This is a genomic window from Maribacter cobaltidurans (genome assembly GCF_002269385.1).
GTDB lineage: Bacteria > Bacteroidota > Bacteroidia > Flavobacteriales > Flavobacteriaceae > Maribacter > Maribacter cobaltidurans.
On sequence record NZ_CP022957.1, the window covers coordinates 1,207,791 to 1,226,157 of the forward strand.

18 protein-coding genes are annotated in these 18,367 nt (G+C 40.7%); 14 read left to right on the forward strand and 4 right to left on the reverse strand.

The features are described from left to right. Window positions 1–30 precede the first annotated feature (30 nt). From hutG to CJ263_RS05220, 3 genes are all read left to right on the forward strand, one after another. On the forward strand, window positions 31–1,005 hold the full coding sequence (hutG, locus tag CJ263_RS05210; RefSeq protein WP_094996285.1) for a formimidoylglutamase: 975 nt from the start codon (window positions 31–33) through the stop codon (window positions 1,003–1,005). A 344-nt stretch (window positions 1,006–1,349) separates the two neighbouring features. After that, entirely contained in the window at window positions 1,350–2,558 is a 1,209-nt protein-coding gene (locus tag CJ263_RS05215; RefSeq protein ID WP_229702325.1) for a hypothetical protein, read from the forward strand. Window positions 2,559–2,620: 62 nt separating this feature from the next. Continuing rightward, complete coding sequence (locus CJ263_RS05220; protein WP_094996286.1) at window positions 2,621–2,848, forward strand: hypothetical protein; 228 nt, start codon at window positions 2,621–2,623, stop codon at window positions 2,846–2,848. Here CJ263_RS05220 and CJ263_RS05225 read toward each other — a convergent pair. Together CJ263_RS05225 and CJ263_RS05230 are read right to left on the reverse strand one after the other, a co-directional pair. After that, window positions 2,841–3,746, reverse strand: a complete 906-nt coding sequence (locus CJ263_RS05225; protein ID WP_094996287.1) for a universal stress protein — start codon at window positions 3,744–3,746, stop codon at window positions 2,841–2,843. The two genes, CJ263_RS05220 and CJ263_RS05225, sit on opposite strands and share 8 nt — an antisense overlap. A gap of 86 nt (window positions 3,747–3,832) precedes the next feature. After that, window positions 3,833–4,522: a Crp/Fnr family transcriptional regulator gene (locus tag CJ263_RS05230; protein WP_229702324.1), complete on the reverse strand. Its 690-nt coding sequence runs from the start codon at window positions 4,520–4,522 to the stop codon at window positions 3,833–3,835. Between the two features lie 121 nt (window positions 4,523–4,643). On the opposite strand from CJ263_RS05230, the gene CJ263_RS05235 reads away from it, so the two are divergent. From CJ263_RS05235 to CJ263_RS05285, 11 genes are all read left to right on the forward strand, one after another. After that, window positions 4,644–7,040 carry a heavy metal translocating P-type ATPase gene (locus CJ263_RS05235; protein WP_094996288.1) on the forward strand — a complete coding sequence of 799 codons (2,397 nt, stop codon included), beginning with the start codon at window positions 4,644–4,646 and terminating at the stop codon, window positions 7,038–7,040. A 103-nt stretch (window positions 7,041–7,143) separates the two neighbouring features. Continuing rightward, on the forward strand, window positions 7,144–7,347 hold the full coding sequence (ccoS, locus tag CJ263_RS05240; RefSeq protein WP_094996289.1) for a cbb3-type cytochrome oxidase assembly protein CcoS: 204 nt from the start codon (window positions 7,144–7,146) through the stop codon (window positions 7,345–7,347). 6 nt (window positions 7,348–7,353) lie between these two features. Beyond that, window positions 7,354–9,555 (forward strand): cytochrome-c oxidase, cbb3-type subunit I, encoded by a 2,202-nt coding sequence (gene ccoN / locus CJ263_RS05245; RefSeq protein ID WP_094996290.1) that lies wholly within the window; start codon window positions 7,354–7,356, stop codon window positions 9,553–9,555. 2 nt (window positions 9,556–9,557) lie between these two features. Continuing rightward, window positions 9,558–9,749, forward strand: coding sequence for a CcoQ/FixQ family Cbb3-type cytochrome c oxidase assembly chaperone (locus CJ263_RS05250; protein WP_094996291.1), 192 nt, complete (start codon window positions 9,558–9,560; stop codon window positions 9,747–9,749). Then, window positions 9,746–10,729, forward strand: a complete 984-nt coding sequence (locus CJ263_RS05255; RefSeq protein WP_094996292.1) for a cbb3-type cytochrome c oxidase N-terminal domain-containing protein — start codon at window positions 9,746–9,748, stop codon at window positions 10,727–10,729. Before CJ263_RS05250 ends, CJ263_RS05255 begins: the two co-directional genes overlap by 4 nt. A 139-nt stretch (window positions 10,730–10,868) precedes the next feature. Continuing rightward, window positions 10,869–12,287 (forward strand): cytochrome c oxidase accessory protein CcoG, encoded by a 1,419-nt coding sequence (gene ccoG / locus CJ263_RS05260; RefSeq protein WP_094996293.1) that lies wholly within the window; start codon window positions 10,869–10,871, stop codon window positions 12,285–12,287. Between the two features lie 16 nt (window positions 12,288–12,303). Further along, window positions 12,304–12,750: a FixH family protein gene (locus tag CJ263_RS05265; protein WP_094996294.1), complete on the forward strand. Its 447-nt coding sequence runs from the start codon at window positions 12,304–12,306 to the stop codon at window positions 12,748–12,750. Window positions 12,751–12,753: 3 nt separating this feature from the next. Beyond that, window positions 12,754–13,458, forward strand: a complete 705-nt coding sequence (locus CJ263_RS05270; protein WP_094996295.1) for a sulfite exporter TauE/SafE family protein — start codon at window positions 12,754–12,756, stop codon at window positions 13,456–13,458. Window positions 13,459–13,465: 7 nt separating this feature from the next. After that, window positions 13,466–13,954 (forward strand): GTP-binding protein, encoded by a 489-nt coding sequence (locus CJ263_RS05275; RefSeq protein WP_094996296.1) that lies wholly within the window; start codon window positions 13,466–13,468, stop codon window positions 13,952–13,954. Window positions 13,955–14,150: 196 nt separating this feature from the next. Further along, entirely contained in the window at window positions 14,151–14,546 is a 396-nt protein-coding gene (locus tag CJ263_RS05280) for a group III truncated hemoglobin (RefSeq protein WP_094996297.1), read from the forward strand. Window positions 14,547–14,691: 145 nt separating this feature from the next. After that, window positions 14,692–16,083, forward strand: a complete 1,392-nt coding sequence (locus tag CJ263_RS05285; RefSeq protein ID WP_094996298.1) for a Gfo/Idh/MocA family protein — start codon at window positions 14,692–14,694, stop codon at window positions 16,081–16,083. Between the two features lie 62 nt (window positions 16,084–16,145). Here the strand turns inward: CJ263_RS05285 and CJ263_RS05290 are convergent, their stop codons facing one another. Further along, on the reverse strand, window positions 16,146–16,967 hold the full coding sequence (locus tag CJ263_RS05290; RefSeq protein ID WP_094996299.1) for a universal stress protein: 822 nt from the start codon (window positions 16,965–16,967) through the stop codon (window positions 16,146–16,148). Window positions 16,968–16,992: 25 nt separating this feature from the next. Further along, window positions 16,993–18,354, reverse strand: a complete 1,362-nt coding sequence (gene hemN, locus CJ263_RS05295; RefSeq protein ID WP_094996300.1) for an oxygen-independent coproporphyrinogen III oxidase — start codon at window positions 18,352–18,354, stop codon at window positions 16,993–16,995. Between the last annotated feature and the right edge of the window lie 13 nt (window positions 18,355–18,367).

Sequence of the window (18,367 nt, forward strand, 5' to 3'; positions counted from 1 at the left end):
TGGACTCATGGAAAAATCAGAAAGTAATACATGAAAAGCTATTCAGAAACCTTATCCACCATTTATTTCGGAAGGTCCTCTGCAGACCGACTTTATATCCATGAGAAAATTTCCTGCATTCCGATAACGAAAATCGAAACAGGTAATTCCAAAAGGGCTTTCAGCATTATTGGTTATTCCTGTGAGGAAGGGGTAAAGAGGAATCAGGGAAGAATGGGCGCTGTAAATGGACCTGATGCCATAAGAAAACAACTGGGCAAATTACCAAATCACCTACTTGAGGATGTTGCTGTTTATGACGTAGGCACCGTTCACTGTATGAACGGTGATATGGAAAATTCCCAAAAAGACCTGTCGGAGTTGGTATCTCAAACACTAAATCAAAACCATTTCCCCATTGTTCTTGGTGGGGGGCACGACGTCTCCTATGGCACCTTCAATGGACTTAAAGAACACTTGTCAAACTCCGGCTCAATCGGTATTATCAATTTCGATGCACATTTTGACCTTCGAAATAACCAACCGGAAGATCTTACTATTGTAAACAATTCAGGTACCCCCTTTTATCAAATAGCTCAGGATTGTAAACAAAACGAAACACCCTTCAAATATCTTTGCCTAGGAATACGAAAGGACGCCAACGACAGGACCTTATTTGAAACTGCTAAGGAATTGGATGTAAAATATATCATGCGAGACACCTTTAGAATCCAGTTTCATAATGAAATAAATGCTTGGATCAATGCCTTTACCGGAAGTGTCGATCATATTTATGTAACCATTGATCTTGATGGGTTCTCCTCCGCCTATGCACCTGGGGTAAGCGCCCCTTCTCCTATGGGTTTTACTCCAGATGTAGTGTTGGAGTCCTTAAAAACCATAATGGGTTCCGGCAAACTTAGGGCTTTGGATATTGCAGAATTAAATCCAGATTTTGACGTGGACAATCAGACCGCAAAACTTGCGGCGTCCCTAGTACATTACGTTATCCACGACCTTCCTTAAAAGGTCCCTAAACAAAAAAAGCCTCCCAAACGGAAAGCCTTTCATTGGTTTGAAATAGGCAAAAACCTATTCATTCCATTGTCCCAAAACTGCTTTTGAGACACAACACAACGAGACAAAGATAAGAAAGGAATTTTAATATTTTAAGGTCTTTTTTAAATTATGGACGGATAAAGTGAGTGCTTTCCTCTTTGAAGAGAAAGTATCCCTTTTCCAATAATATCGATTAAAAACCAGATAACAAGACCAATGGCGTACGAAAAGGGTGACATCGGGAATACTTTCGTTTGGTCGATTCTTCCTAGCCTTCGCCACTATGCAAAGTACCTTGTAGGTCCAAATCAGTGACGACCTACCACATGAACCCAAGATTGACTGCTTCATTAATCTCCATATTCCTTTTTCTTTCTTGCAGCAAAGAGGACGTAACCACCTTGCACGAGGATTTAAAAGTAACATTGGATGAGGAAATTGCCGCCGAATCCGAAAAGACAAATCAAAAATCCCAAGTCTTTGAAGAGGCATTCGTCAACTGGATTTCAAATAGACAGCAATCCTCAGGTTTAATGGAAAGTACTGAAATTTCCAGCTTTACTTCCCTGTATGACAATGCGCTTACCGTCATTTTCTTCATACAGGAGGATAAAAAGGAACATGCTGAAAAAATTCTTGATTACTATAGTTCTATAGCGGATTACGAACTACCACAAACTGGAGGTTTTTATCAGTTCAGAAATTCTGACGGTTCCCATCCTGAGCGAGTTTGGATGGGCGACAATGCTTGGTTGCTCATTGCCTTGAACCAATATGAGAACAAATATCAATCCTCAAAATATGGACCACTTGCCCTTAAACTGGATAGCTGGCTACGGTCGCTCCAAATACAATCTGGAGCCCTAAAAGGAGGTACGAATCCAGATGCGACGGAAATTCCAAATGTTACGGAAGGTATGATTACCGCCTTCCTTGCGGTAAGAGGTTATGATGAATTCCACCAGGACATTTTACGCTTCTTGGAAAACAACCGATGGGATGCCGAGTTGGGACTTTTGATGGCCTGGCCCGAAAATCCTGAATACGCATATGCCCTGGATGTCTTTTCATTAAGTAAACTAATTTTTAAGGACTTACACGATGATGTATTGTTTCAAGCAAATAGATTTATCAATGAACAAACGGCCACACTAAGCGGGGAAACTATTTCCGGATATGGTTTCGATGAGGATAAGGATGTAATATGGTTGGAAGGTACTGCACAAATGGCTGTTGCCTTTAACAGTATTCAGAGGTTTGACCTTTCCGAAAAAATTATGGAAAACATCGAAAAGTCTATCATACAAAGTCCGAATTTTGAAAATAACAAAGGCATACCTTACGCAGCAAATTTTGGTACGTCCTACGGAGAAAGCGAATTATGGGACCATGCCGATATTACTCCCGCCCTTTCATCTACCCTTTGGTATTACTTTGCCAAGACTGGTTTCAATCCATTAGAAGGGGAACAAAAAACCCTGATTCCCGAAGAGGACAAATTTTGGTCACAAGATTTTTAAAGTAAGTTTTAAAAATCCTTTAACGTATTTACCAATCCCTAAATACTATCTTTCTAATAAAAATGAAAGATTCAGTCTATGTTTGGGTGTTGGCCGCTACAATGGCCTTGGTAACGGTAACCATTATGTCCGTGATGAACTTTCCCTTTAATTGGATATTTTACTGTACCGTTTTGGGGCAGGCCCTAATTGTGCTTATGGTGTATAAGGTCTTGACGGACAATTACACTACAAATAAAACCTTTAATGATTTTTATGAAGACCATCCTATTGGGAATAGGGTCAATTAGACATTAAGACGTTATCCCTATTACTAGATTCCTTCAAGTTGGAGGTCATGCCCAATTCCGGAATGACCAAAAGTGGTATCTGCGTGTGGAAGGCGACTCTTTTTACAACGGGCTCCCTTATCAATTGCTCCATATAGCTATGTTGATAGTTCAACATGGCCAGTAGGTGAATATCCATTTCCTTGGAAAACACCTCTAACGTTTTGGATACGGAATTGAGTTCCGATACCGTGTGCACGTAATGTTCTACCCCGCCAAGATATTTCCTTAGCATTCCCAAATTGAACAGTTGCAATTCGGAAAGGGACTTGATTTCATACTGAACATGTACTATTCTTACGGTCGCATCAAAAATTGCAGCCAATTCCAATAATGCCTTTAATTCAGATTTGGTATAAAATCGGGTAAAATCTGTTGCAAAAGCGATTTCCGTGGGTTTTTCAAATTCAAAATTTTGCGGAATTGCCAAGACCGGACAGTCCTTTACAGATTTAATGACCCGTACCGCATTACTGCCCATAAAAACCTCTTCCATACCCGTGGCACCCGTAGTACCCATAACAACAAGATCTATGTCGTATGTTCTGATACTCTCCACAACCTCATCCACCAACAAACTAAAGGAAGATATAGTCCTAAAACTATGCTTCTCGTTTACGAAGTCCTTTTTCACCCGCTGCAATAAATCATCCAGACCTTTTTGAGAATATTTTGCGGCGCTATTGGTGAGCATACTTTCTTCAAAGGATGCGGCCATAAACCTACTTCCGGCTATTGCCGGAGTATAGGTATTCAAAAAATAAAAAATGCATTCCTGGTCCCAAAACATGGAAATCGCATACTTAATGGCATTACAGGAATTTTCTGAAAAGTCCGTGGGGATTAAAATATTCTTCATCTAATTTCATCTTTGAATCCGCGATAAAATTAGACTGAACTGGATGTTCAAACTATGACAAATATCAGCTTTAAAAAAATAGGGTATTAAAAACCTTCTATAAGATTGTTTAAGGCCTTTTCATCTGCGATTCCTATTTTCTTGCCGGAAGTCTTGAGATATCCCTTTTTCTTGAACTCTGAAATGATACGGATACAGGACTCTATAGCAGTTCCCACAACATTGGAAATATCTTCCCTGGAAAGCACCAACCGTAAAAATCCTTCCTCATCCTCTCCAAAATTCTTCTTCAGATAAAGAAAAGCTTCGGCCATACGCTGTTTTACATTTTTTTGGCTCATGTTCACGATGACATCATCCGCTTCTTTAAGGTCGTGCGCCATATGTCTCAACACCTCTAAGGTAAAATTGGGGTTGGTATGTAAGGTAGAGACTATTCCCTCCTTAGGAATAAAACAAACTTCCATGTCGCTTACGGCCACGGCAGTCAAGTTTACACTTTCTTCGGCCACCACGGACCGTTGTCCAATAACCTCGCCCTTACTGGCCAGTTTTACAATCTGATCTTTGCCATTGGCACTTAATTTGGATAGTTTGGAAACCCCGTCTCGAACACAAAAAACGCCGTCCAATTTTTCGCCTTCCTTAAAAATTGGTTCACCCTTTTTAACAAGTCTCGTAGTTTTTGAATCGGACACCCGTTTTAATTCCTCCTTGGACATTGCACGTAAGGAATTAAACTGACGTATGATACAATTTTCACATCTGCTTTCCATTTCATTATAATTTACCTGACTCCACAAATTTAACATCTTAAAGGTAGGTAAAAACTGATAATTATCATATTTTAAGAATTGTTGAAACTAAACCTTTGCCCAAGGTATTAGCAAATGAATTATGGAAAAGCAAAACTGTTATCACTGTGGTGACGATTGCGGCTCCGAGACTATCCAATATGACGAAAAATGCTTCTGTTGCAACGGTTGCAAGACAGTCTACGAGATTTTTTCGGAAAACAATCTTTCCTATTATTATGACATACAATCCTCTGCGGGTTCCACGCCCAATGCCATCGATGGAAAATATGACTTTTTGGAAACCGAGAGCATTGTTGAAAAATTAACAGAATTTAATGATGGGAACCTTCAAATAGTGAATCTCTATATTCCATTAATACATTGTAGCTCTTGTATTTGGATATTGGAAAACATGAACAAGCTAAACCCCTTCATCACCTCATCACAAGTTAACTTTTCAAAAAAAACGGTACGGATATCCTATAACAGCAAAAAAACCAACTTAAAAGAGGTGGTGCTGTTACTCGCAAGAATAGGGTACGAACCCTATATATCTTTGGAAGATATTGATGGAAAGGAAAAAAAGGTGGACCGAAGCCTCATATACAAGTTGGGAGTCGCAGGATTTGCCTTTGGCAATGTGATGTTTCTCTCCTTTCCGGATTATTTTGATTTAAATAGTAGCAAAACCTCTGGTGGCGAATTCTGGCTCAATCAATATGAAGTGGTTTTCAGATGGTTAATGTTCGCATTTTCCCTTCCGGTCGTTTTTTATGCAGGGGCAGACTACTTCATTTCGGCATACAAAGGCCTTCGTTCCAAAATCCTGAATATAGATGTTCCCATTTCCCTAGGCATTTTGGTATTGTTCGTTCGCAGTACATTGGAAATTGTATTCGATTGGGGCAGCGGTTTTTTCGACTCCCTAACCGGATTGGTCTTCTTCCTGCTATTGGGGAAGTTTTTTCAGCAAAAGACCTATTCCTTCCTTTCCTTTGAACGAGATTACAAATCCTATTTCCCCATAGCGGTAACCCGCATAAATGCCGATGGCAAGGAGGTAAGCACCCAGGTACATGATATTAAACAAGGAGACCTCTTGCTGATCAGAAATGAGGAATTAATTCCTGTGGATGGTGTTCTTTACAAAGGCAAGGCACAGATAGATTACAGTTTTGTGACAGGGGAATCGGCACCAGTAGAGAAGGAATTTGGCGAAAAGGTATTCGCAGGAGGAAGACAAATGAACGGCCCCATAGAGGTGGAGGCCTTAAAATCGGTTTCCCAAAGTTACCTTACCCAGCTTTGGAGCAATTCCGTCTTTAAAACGGATAAATCCACCCGATTCCAAAATATTACCGATGGCATAGGTAAACGCTTTACCATTGCCGTATTGACTATTGCCTTCGCATCAACCTTATTCTGGTTATATTTTGATGCATCATTGGCCATGAACGTATTTACTGCAGTGCTCATCATTGCCTGCCCGTGTGCCATAGCCTTGGCCTCCCCATTTACCTTGGGCAACATGCTTCGTATTTTCGGTCAAAAAAAGTTCTATTTACGCGATAGCAGCGTTATAGAACAATTGGCCCAGATAGACACTGCTATTTTTGATAAAACCGGAACGATTACAACAGCCAAAAGAAGTACCGCCACATATGAAGGCATGCCATTGACCTTAGAAGAAGAATCTTTATTAAAGAACACCTTAAGAGCTTCCAACCATCCTTTGAGCAGAACATTGTACGATATTCTGTCTGACCATAATATCTACACCTTGGATGACTACGAGGAACACCTGGGTAAAGGCCTGGAGGGCAGCAAAGGAGATAAGCACATCAAGATAGGTTCATCAGAATTTGTTGGGAAACTAGAAGTATCGGATAGTTTGAATACGGCCGTGCATGTTGCCAGCAATAATGGGTACAAGGGCAAATATGTGTTCCATAATCAGTACAGGAAAGGTGTTTCCGAGGTTTTCAAGCAAATGTCCGAGCAACTGCAATTGGCAATCCTATCTGGAGATAATGAAGGGGAAAAGAAAAACTTGGAAAAACTCCTGCCAAAAGTCACCCCATTGTACTTTAATCAGAAGCCAGAAGATAAACTGGCCTTTATAACCTCCCTGCAGGAGCAAGGAAAAAAGGTGTTGATGGTGGGTGACGGTCTTAACGATGCCGGTGCGCTTGCCCAGGCAGAAGTGGGCATAACCATATCAGAAAACATTAATGTGTTCTCTCCTGCCTGTGATGGTATTATGGACGCCTCAAAATTCCAAAACTTATACCAATACATCATAGCCTCCAAAAAGGCCATGAAGATTATAAAGCTGAGCTTTTTATTATCCCTCCTTTACAACGTAGTGGGACTTTATTTTGCGGTTACCGGGCAGTTGCAGCCCGTAATAGCAGCGATTCTAATGCCCTTGAGTTCCATTAGTGTGGTTGCCTTTACAACGGTAATGACCAACCTATTGGGCAGAAAATTGAACTAAATAATGACAAAGGAAAAGTATTTGAATAAAATTTTTAAAACTGATAAATGTCATATTTAAAAGGTATTAACAACGGTAATTTTACCCCGAAATTCAGGTAGGTATGAGTGTTATATATGTGTTATTGGCCATTAGTATCGTTGTTGCCATTGTTTTTTTTACAGCCTTTATTTTTTCCGTAAAAAATGGGCAATATGACGATTCCTATACGCCATCGGTCCGGATGCTCTTTGAGGACGAAGTGGTAAAAGAAAAGAAGAGTTTACAAAAATCCAACATGGATACATCAATAGAATCAAATAACTAATCAACTATGGAAGTACAGCAGTTTTATTACGATAATAAAATCGTAAAAAAGTTTATCTACGCCACAATGCTTTGGGGAATTGTGGGTATGTCCGTGGGCCTTTTGTTGGCCTTTATGTTCCTGTTCCCAAATGTAACGGACGGGATTTCTTGGCTAAGTTTTGGCCGTTTAAGACCCTTGCACACCAATGCAGTGATTTTTGCATTTGTGGGTAATGCCATTTTCGCCGGTGTTTATTACTCCACCCAGCGTCTCTTAAAAGCAAGGATGTTCAGTGATGTCTTGAGCAACATCAACTTTTGGGGCTGGCAGTTAATTATCGTGGCCGCCGCCATAACGCTACCCTTAGGATATTCAACCTCTAAGGAATATGCAGAACTTGAGTGGCCTATCGATATTGCAATAGCCCTTGTTTGGGTAGCATTTGGGGTGAACCTGATCGGAACCATGATCAAGAGAAGACAACGCCATTTATACGTTGCCATTTGGTTCTATTTGGCCACATTCGTTACCGTTGCGGTACTTCATATATTCAATAGTTTGGAATTACCGGTAAGTGCATTAAAAAGTTACTCCGTTTATGCAGGGGTGCAAGATGCCTTGGTACAATGGTGGTACGGTCACAATGCGGTTGCATTCTTTTTAACGACACCGTTCTTAGGGCTGATGTACTATTTTGTCCCGAAAGCGGCGAACAGACCTGTATACTCCTATAGACTTTCCATTGTACACTTCTGGTCATTGATATTTATTTATATATGGGCGGGTCCACATCACCTTTTGTATTCAGCTTTACCGGATTGGGCGCAAAACCTTGGTGTTGCTTTCTCTGTCATGTTGATAGCTCCTTCCTGGGGTGGTATGATCAACGGTCTATTGACCTTAAGGGGAGCTTGGGATAAAGTTCGTACAGACCCTACCCTTAAATTTATGGTGGTAGCGATTACAGGGTACGGTATGGCCACTTTTGAGGGACCCATGCTATCCTTAAAAAATGTAAACGCCATAGCACACTTTAGCGACTGGATTATTGCCCACGTGCATGTTGGAGCCCTGGCATGGAACGGTTTCTTGACCTTTGGTATGATCTATTGGTTGGTTCCAAAAATGTTCAAGACCCGCTTGGCTTCCGTTGGGCTTGCAAACTTCCACTTCTGGATTGGCACCCTAGGTATTATCCTATATGCTTTGCCTATGTACGTAGCCGGGTTTACACAAGCCTTAATGTGGAAAGACTTCAACCCAGATGGCACCTTGGTGTACGGTAACTTCTTGGAAACCGTAAACGAGATCATCCCTATGTACTGGATGAGGGCCATTGGCGGTAGCCTTTATATTGTAGGAGCCATTGTAATGGTATACAATGTGGTCGTAACCATAAAATCCGGACAAAAAGTGGAGGATGAATTGGCTGAAGCCGCTCCACTTACAAGAGTCTCGAAAGGCAGGACCGCTGGAGAAACCTTTCACACTTGGTTGGAGCGTAAACCCATCCAATTGACCATCCTGGCAACCGTTGCTATACTGATCGGGGGCATCGTACAAATAGTACCTACGATTATGGTAAAATCCAACATACCTACCATAACCAGTGTAAAACCCTATACACCACTTGAATTGGAAGGAAGGGACCTTTACATACGAGAAGGTTGTGTGGGTTGCCATTCCCAGATGATCAGGCCGTTCAGAAGTGAAGTAGAACGTTACGGCGAATATGCCAAAGCCGGGGAATTTGTATATGACCATCCATTCCTATGGGGAAGTAAAAGAACCGGTCCGGACTTGTTAAGGGTCGGTGGAAAATATACGGACAATTGGCACCTAAACCACATGTACGATCCACAGACCACTTCCTCTGGTTCCATCATGCCCTCCTATTCATGGTTGGTACGCAACAAGCATGACAGAAGTGGAGTTCAGGACAAAATGGAAGCCATGGTGTCCTTGGGAGTTCCTTATACCGATGAGGATATTGCCAATGCCGAAGCCAATATGGGCGCACAGGCCACTCAAATAGAGAAAAACCTCTATAGCGACCCCGATTTTGCGAAGACTTATGAGGCCGACAAAAAATATGCCGCTGAAAACGGTGAGGAATTCATAGAAATGCGCGATAGGGAAATTGTAGCATTGATCGCCTACCTACAACGATTGGGTACGGACATAAAAATTAAGGAAACAAACGAATTAATATCAGAAAATAAATAGCCATGTTAAAGTTCGTAAAAGGATATATGGAAAACATTGAGGGGGTAGCCACCTACCCAATGATTTCGTTGATGATCTTCTTCGTCTTCTTCGTAGTACTGTTCTGGTGGGTATTTACCGCATCCAAGGATTATGTAAAAGAAGTAAGCGAAATTCCATTAGACAATAACAACCAACAAAATATTGAATTATGAAAAACCTAGGACCTTGGTGGATCAGACTTCCACTACTTTTTTTCGCCGCATTTGGATTGACGGAGTTTTTCGTCGACTCCGGGGACAAACCGGCATTTATTGAATATCCAATAGTTACCCTATTCTTGGGCTTTATATTGCTACTTCTAATTGGAATTGAACTTATTCTAGCCTCTATTGAAAATGTCATGTTCCAAACCCTATCTGAGGATGCTAAGGAACGTTATCTGGCTTCCAAGGAACAAGGAATGGAATGGGCATGGGGCAAAAGAATGTACAAAAAGCTATTGGGCTCCAAACCTATTGAAGCCGAAGGGGAAATCATTTTGGACCACAATTATGATGGCATTAGGGAGTTGGACAATAAACTTCCGCCGTGGTGGGTATATATGTTTTATGCCACCATCATTTTTGGTATAGTTTACTTGGTTCGCTTCCATATTTTCCATGATTATGACCAAGACACGGAATACCTAACGGAAGTTACCTTGGCCGAAGCCGAAATTGCGGAATACAAGAAAAATGCAAAGGACTTGGTAGATGTAAATACCGTGGAAATTTTAACCGATGCATCGGACATTGCTGCCGGTAAAACCATTTTCGAATCGAACTGTATCGCTTGCCACATGGCAGACGGTGGAGGAGGTATTGGTCCAAACCTAACCGATCAAAACTGGATATTGGGCGGGGATATCAAAACGGTCTTTAATACAATTTCAGAAGGAGGACGAGACGGTAAGGGCATGATTGCCTGGAAACAAAGCCTTAAGCCTGCAGAAATTGCACAGGTAGCCAGTTACGTATTGAATTTTCAAGGAACAACACCGGCCAACCCCAAAGCACCGGAAGGTGACATTATTATAAACCCACACATGGATGTAGAAGGCGCTCCGGCCGTAGACTCCGTAAAAATAGAGGTTGAGGTAGACACTTTGGAATTCATTAAAACCATTGACGAAGAGGGTAGCGTAATTGAATAGCAGCACCTTATTTAACTGCCATATACTCTATTTAAGGCATATGGCAGTTAGATTAAAAGTATCGAGTACTCAAACGACCATAAAACAGTTCATAATAAGATTACTATCCCTAATCAAAAGCAAGATAAACTAAACCGTAATGGCACAAGATCAAGAAAACTTTAGGGATTCCATTGGAACGATTAACGAAGATGGCAAAAGAGCCTGGATTTTTCCCAAAAAACCAAGTGGCAAGTTCTATGAATATAGAAAATATGTAAGCTATTTTCTGTTAGCGTTTTTATTCTCGGCACCTTTTATAAAAATTAATGGCAACCAGTTTTTGATGTTCAATGTCCTGGAACGCCGTTTCAATATTTTTGGATTTCCTTTTTGGCCCCAGGATTTTCATTTGTTCGTTATCTCCATGATAATAGGTGTGATTTTTATCGCACTCTTTACCGTTGCATTCGGACGTATTTTCTGCGGATGGATGTGCCCCCAGACCATTTTCATGGAAATGGTCTTCAGAAGAATCGAGTATTGGATCGATGGTGACCGTGGTGCCCAGATAAAATTGGACCGTCAAGCTTGGGATGCCGAAAAAATTAGGAAACGGGTCTTAAAATGGTTCATCTTCTTTATAATTTCCTTTTTGATCGCCAACGTATTCCTGGCCTATTTGATAGGTAGTGACAGATTAATAAGATATATCACCGACGGGCCTTTTGAACATTTAAGCACAATTGCCTCCTTATTGATTTTTACCGGGGTCTTCTACTTCGTCTTTGCCTGGTTTAGGGAACAGGTGTGTATCATAGCTTGTCCCTATGGCAGAATGCAGGGGGTACTGTTGGATAACAAATCCATCGTTGTGGCATATGACCATAAACGCGGTGAGGCCGAAAACGGTCGTAAAAAATGGCGCAAAAATGAAGACAGGGAAGCTTTGGGATATGGGGATTGTATAGATTGCTTTCAATGTGTAAACGTGTGCCCTACCGGTATCGATATTAGGAACGGTACCCAATTGGAATGTGTCAATTGTACGGCCTGTATCGATGAGTGCGATACCATCATGGAAAAGGTAAACTTGCCTAAAGGATTGATCAGGTACGCGAGTGAGGATGAAATTACCAAAAAGGAAAAGTTCAAATTCACTCCCAGATTAAAAGGATATTCTGCCGTACTTCTTATACTCATTGGGGTTTTGGTTGGCATGATGTTTCTAAGAAATGATTTGGAAGCCAATATTCTTCGATTGCCAGGACAACTTTACGAACATAAGGAAGGTAATATTATTAGTAACGTTTATACCTACAAATTGGTGAACAAGACTACAAAACCAGTAGAGGATGTAAGTTTTAAGTTGCTTTCACACAAGGGCACGGTAAAGCTGGTCAGAAACGAAAATTTCACAGTGCCAGCACAGGATTTGGCCGAAGGAACGCTCTTCATAGAGATTAACAATGCCGCCGTAAAAAGTGATAAGGAAAAATTAAAAGTTGGGGTATATAGTGGGGATACATTGGTGGAAACGACCATGTGCTCCTTTATGGCACCTAGAAGTTATAAATAATTAATAAAAGATAAAGATGAAAATCAATTGGGGAACTGGAATAGTACTGGCATTTATAGGGTTTATTGGCTTTATCCTGTTTTTTGTGGTAAGGATGAGTACGGATAGCCGTGCCAACCATGATTTGGTAACCGAGGACTATTATAGGGAAGAACTTGCCTACCAGCAGGAAATTAATGCCCAAAACAATGCCAATAAGGATATTACCAGATTACTGTTGAACAAAAAGGCGAACGGTCTGGAAATCGTATTCCCTAATAAATTGGACCCAAAAAAAATACAAGGAACAGTGTCCCTATATAGACCATCTAATAAGCAATTGGATTTTGACTTACCCATAAGTTTGTCCAATAACCATTTGCTCATACCTGACAACCGCTTGTTGGATGGTCGTTGGGACATTAAAGTAAGTTGGGAATACAACGATACCGAATATTTACATAAAGAAAAAATCACTTTTTAGACCATGGTACTATCGGCCTTTATATTAGGTTTTATGGGAAGTCTACACTGCATAGGTATGTGCGGCCCCATTGCCTTTATGTTGCCGGTTGACCATAGTAACAATCTCAAAAAATTTGGTCAAATAAGTCTTTACCACATTGGAAGGCTTCTAGCCTATGGAATTATAGGTTTGGTTTTTGGTCTATTGGGAAAAGGACTTTTTGTTTTTGGAATGCAGCAAAGACTTTCCATTGCTATTGGAATCCTTATGATACTATTGGTACTTATTCCCTCTAAAATCCTTAAAAAAATCCATATAGGGCGCCCTGTTTATAAAGTCATATCAAAAATAAAAAGTAGGTTGGGCCAGGAATTTAAAAAGAAAACACCAGACACCTTTTTAACCATAGGTTTCCTAAATGGTTTTCTTCCCTGTGGATTGGTCTATATGGCACTTTTCGGTGCCATTGCCATGGGTAGTGTAGCCCAGGGAAGTCTTTATATGGTACTTTTTGGTTTGGGGACCGTTCCACTAATGACCAGTGCCGTATACTTCAGTGCGCTATTGAAAGGAAGCGTAAAGCAACGTATCCAAAAACTGATTCCTGTTTTTGTGGTTCTAATGGGGACTCTTTTCATCATAAGGGGTCTGGGACTTGGAATTCCATATTTGTCTCCCAAACCGGTCACGGAAATGGTTTCTGCAAATATCGAATGCCACCAATGAACGGCCAATGAAAAAACTTCCCAATGATATTGTTCTTAGGCCAAGATTCCAATTGGAGATTCTCGGCAAAAGGGAACTCTTATTGAGAAAATTCTTGGATGCTAAAAAAGACCCATTTCATATTAAATGTCTGGACAACCATATTTTCATAAAATTCAATACGCAAGCAGCACATTTTGGATCACCTCAACTTCATTTGGAAATTGATTCCCTTGATGAAAAAACATCAAAAATATATGGCTTTTTTGGTCCAAACCCTACCCTTTGGACCTTCTTTATGTTTTTACATTTTATTGTGGCCACCTTGTTCATCATAGTGGGCATTTGGGCCTATGTAAGCTCCTCGCTCCATAAACCTTACGGACTTCAACTAGCGTTCATGGCCTTACTTGTGGTCATATGGTTTGCCCTTTATACCTTTGGACAAATGGGCAAAAGAAAAGGCAAACCCCAAATGCAGGAATTATATGCTTTTATGATGGAAACGCTGGGATAATTACTTCTCACATAAGTCCATGAGAAAGCACTTTAAAAGGTTACCGAATGACCGTTATAAATCATTAATTACTGTACCCTCAAGGGCGGGCGAGAGGTCTTTTGACCAATTGTTTTTTAAATTGAAGTCTGGAATGCGCTAGACCTGAATTAGAAATTGTTCAAAAGATTAATTCCTTACTTCTAAAAAAGATTTTATGGTAAACAAACCCGAACTCAAAAACAGAAAAGATATAGCTCACCTAGTGAGCATCTTTTACGAAAAGGTAAGAAAGGATGCCACTCTTGCCCCCATCTTCAACGGTATAATTACTGATTGGGATGCCCACTTGGAAATCTTGACAGATTTTTGGGAATCGCAGCTGTTCATGAAAAGAAAGTATATCGGGGACCCCATTAAGGCCCATCAAAAAACAGATGATTTCATGGGCAATACCATGACCATGGAGCACTTTGGCATATGGCTAAATCTTTGGTTCGCTACCCTAGACGAGCTTTTTTCAGGTGAAACGGTTTGGATAGCAAAAAATAGGGCCCGGAAAATGAATACTATGCTGTTCATGAAAATATATGAGCATCGTAACTCCAAATAAAGGATGCACTTAAGAATCAACCAAAGGCTATTATCAGACCACTTTGGCACTTTTACAGGAAGTATAATTTTAACAAGGAACAAATCGGTTAAAAATCCTTATTTTTAAAATCACCAAAATTTTATAAAACCGATTAATCCATTCCATGAACAACAAAAACTCCCGAAGGTCCTTTATCAAAAAAGCTACCTTAACCTCAGCTGCCGTAACATCCGCCCCATATATTTTCGCTTCGAACTTTGAAGAAAGGCTTTTACTTACAAGAGATTATATACCTCAAAATTATAGTGCCAATGACCGTATTAACCTTGCACTGATAGGAACGGGCATACAGGGCATATATGATACCCAAAGTGCATTAAGGGTCGATGGTGTACAATTGGTGGCCGCATGTGATTTGTATACAGGCCGCTTGGAGCGTGCCAAGGAACTTTGGGGCGATTCTATTTTTACGTCCAGGGACTATAGGGATATTTTGAATAGAAAAGATATTGATGCAGTTATTATTGCGACACCTGATCATTGGCATCAGAAGATTACAATCGATGCCTTAAAGGCGGGAAAGCACGTCTACTGTGAAAAACCTATGGTGCAAAAGGCAGAAGAAGGCGAGGCTATAATAAATGCGCAAAAAGCTAGCGGTAAAATATGCCAAATTGGAAGCCAGGGTATGTCTTCCTTAGGGAACGAAAAAGCCAAACAATTGTATGAGGAAGGGGCAATAGGTGATATCGTCATGTTGGATATGTATAACGATAGGTATTCCGCCGAAGGCGCATGGCAGTATCCCATACCGCCAGATGCAAATCCGGAAACCGTCGACTTCGACACTTTTTTGGGAAAGGCCCCCAAAGTACCTTTTGAGCCCAAGCGCTTTTTTAGATGGCGAAACTATCAGGATTATGGTACCGGTGTGGCGGGTGATTTGTTCGTTCATGCCTTCTCCACCTTAAATTATGTCATAAGCTCACAAGGTCCAAACAGGGCATTAGCCACGGGCGGACTCAGATATTGGAAAGACGGCAGGGACGTCCCGGATGTTTCCATTACCTTGTATGACTACCCCAGGACCGACACCCATGCTGCCTTCAATGCGGCTTTTAGAATCAATTTCATTGCCGGAAGTGGAGGAGGTGGAGGATTTAAACTTATAGGTACCGAGGGCGAAATGGAAGTAGGCCAAAATTCCGTTTCGGTAAAGCGCTCCAAACTGAACATGATACCGCAAGGTTATTCCATGGTATCCTTTACCGAAGACATGCAGAAAAAAATCCGTGAAGGATATGCACAGGAAAATCTGGAACCAAGGTCATCTTCCCTAAGCACTGGAACAACAACTTGGGAGGCGGAAAGGGATTATAAAGGTGGGCATTATGACCACTTTAATAACTTTTTTACCGCAATACGAAACAACGGTTCCGTAATTGAAGATCCTACATTTGGTTTAAGAGCGGCAGGTGCCGCCCTATTGGCCAATGAAAGCTACTATAAAAAACAACCTGTCAACTGGGATCCCGTAAAAATGATGCTAACATAAAAAAGGGTGCTTTCGCACCCTTTTCCAACCAACTAAAATAAACTGTGACTATTTAACCTACACTAAATCTTAAAGGTTACCACAGGTAAGTTTGCATGGTTAGCAATATCCTCTCCTATACTGCCCATAAAAAAATGGGACAGGCCTGTTCTTCCATGGGTGGGGACACCGATCATATCGGCATTGCTCTCCATTCCAAAATTCAGTACACCTCGTTCTACGTTGTAGTCGTTATAAATGGCTATAAGGAGATCAAAACCGACCAGGTCGCAAAATGATTTTATTCGTTGTTGAATTTCGGCGGTACTTAAAAAATCATCTCCAGGGGTGTTTATATACACCAGTTTCAATTCTGCCGAAAAACTATCGGCAATCGACTTGGCCCTTTGCAAGGCATGAATATTCTCGCTTTTCAAATCACAGGCAAAAACCATTTGTTTGGGATTGAAATCCTTTGCCTTGGACTTAATGACCAAAACGGGAATATCAGAGTTTCTAACTACTTTCTCAGTATTGGACCCTACGAACATTTCCTTGAGCCCATCCGCACCTTGGCTTCCCATAACAATCAAATCGACATTGTTTTCTTCGGCAACATTGCTTATTTCCCCAAAAACTTTATAGTGTTTAATTATCGGCTCTACCTTAACCCCCTTCAAGTACGGTTTGTCCAAAAAGTCGTTCAATCTTTTTTCTGCCAGTTTAATAAGGAAAACCGTTTGCTCTGGATGAAAACCCTCCGTAGAAGTTAGCATTGCCTGATTCAACTCCAACATATGGAGTACATACAAGGTTGCATCGTTTTTCTTGGCAATGGAAGCTGCCACTTCAAAGGCATTCTCTGATATTTCAGAAAAATCTATGGGAACGATTATACTTTTCATATCTATGGTGATTTAGGTTAAACAATTAGATCGTCATTGAAAATAGTCTTGTTTCAGGAGCCTTTTCATGTAATTTTATATCGAAGGCCATACAGATATTGCGAACGAAAGGCCTTCCTTTTTGGGTAATTCTTAATTGATAGGGAGTTATTTCCAAAAGTCCATCCTCTTCCATTTCCTTCAACCTGTCCATAACGACAGGAAGCGCTTTGAATTGCATTGATTCCCCGAACCAGATAGTCTCCAATTGGCACATTAAATTAAGAATATGTTTTCTTATAACGATATCTTCATCAGTTAAAATATGACCTCTAAAAATGGGTATGATGTTATTCTCCACCAAATGTTGATATTCCTCCAGACTCTTTACGTTTTGGGCAAAACCATACCAGCTATCACTTATGCTGGATGCTCCAAGCCCTACCATTAATTGTGTTTTGGAAGCCGTATAACCCATAAAATTCCTATGTAGTTTTTTATTTTGCATGGAGTGATAGAGGCTATCTGTCTCCAAGGCGAAATGATCCATTCCTATTTCCACATAACCAGCTTTGGCCAACTCCAGTTTTCCAGCTTCATACTGCTGTCGTTTTTGTTCTGCGGATGGTAAATCAGAATCCTTATACCCTCTTTGTCCATTACCCTTAAGCCATGGAACATGAGCGTAACTATAAAATGCCAATCGGTCGGGCATCAAGGATTTGGTTTTCGCTATGGTTTCCAAAACATGTTCCAAGGTTTGGTGTGGCAACCCAAAGATAATATCGTGTCCAACGGAAGTATACCCAATTTCCCTTGCCCAATCCGTAACATTTTTTACATTTTCAAAGGACTGTACCCTATGAATGGCCTTTTGTACGGTCTCGTTATAATCCTGAACCCCAAAGCTGACCCTTCTAAATCCAACATCGTATAGTGCTTGAAGATGTTCCTTAGTGGTGTTGTTGGGGTGCCCTTCAAAACTAAACTCATACCCTTCTGCCCTATCCGCTTTTCTAAAAAGACCGTTGATCAACATTTTTAGGTTTTCCGGACTAAAGAATGTTGGAGTACCTCCACCCAGGTGTAATTCCTTAACAACGGGTCTTTCATCAAAAAGTTCCAGATAAAGGGACCATTCCTTCAGCAGTGTGTTAATGTAAGGAACCTCTACATCGTGCCTTTTGGTGATACGCTTATGACATCCACAAAACGTACACATACTTTCACAAAAAGGTAAATGAATATAAAGACTGATGCCTTCCTTGGCGTTGGATTCCGAAAAGCTTTTCTTCACGGTAGCCTCCCATTTTTTACCGGAAAATGAATGAATATCCCAAAATGGCACCGTTGGGTAACTAGTATACCTAGGACCAGGAATGTTATATTTTTGAATAAGATTGCACATAGTTGGTATAAAT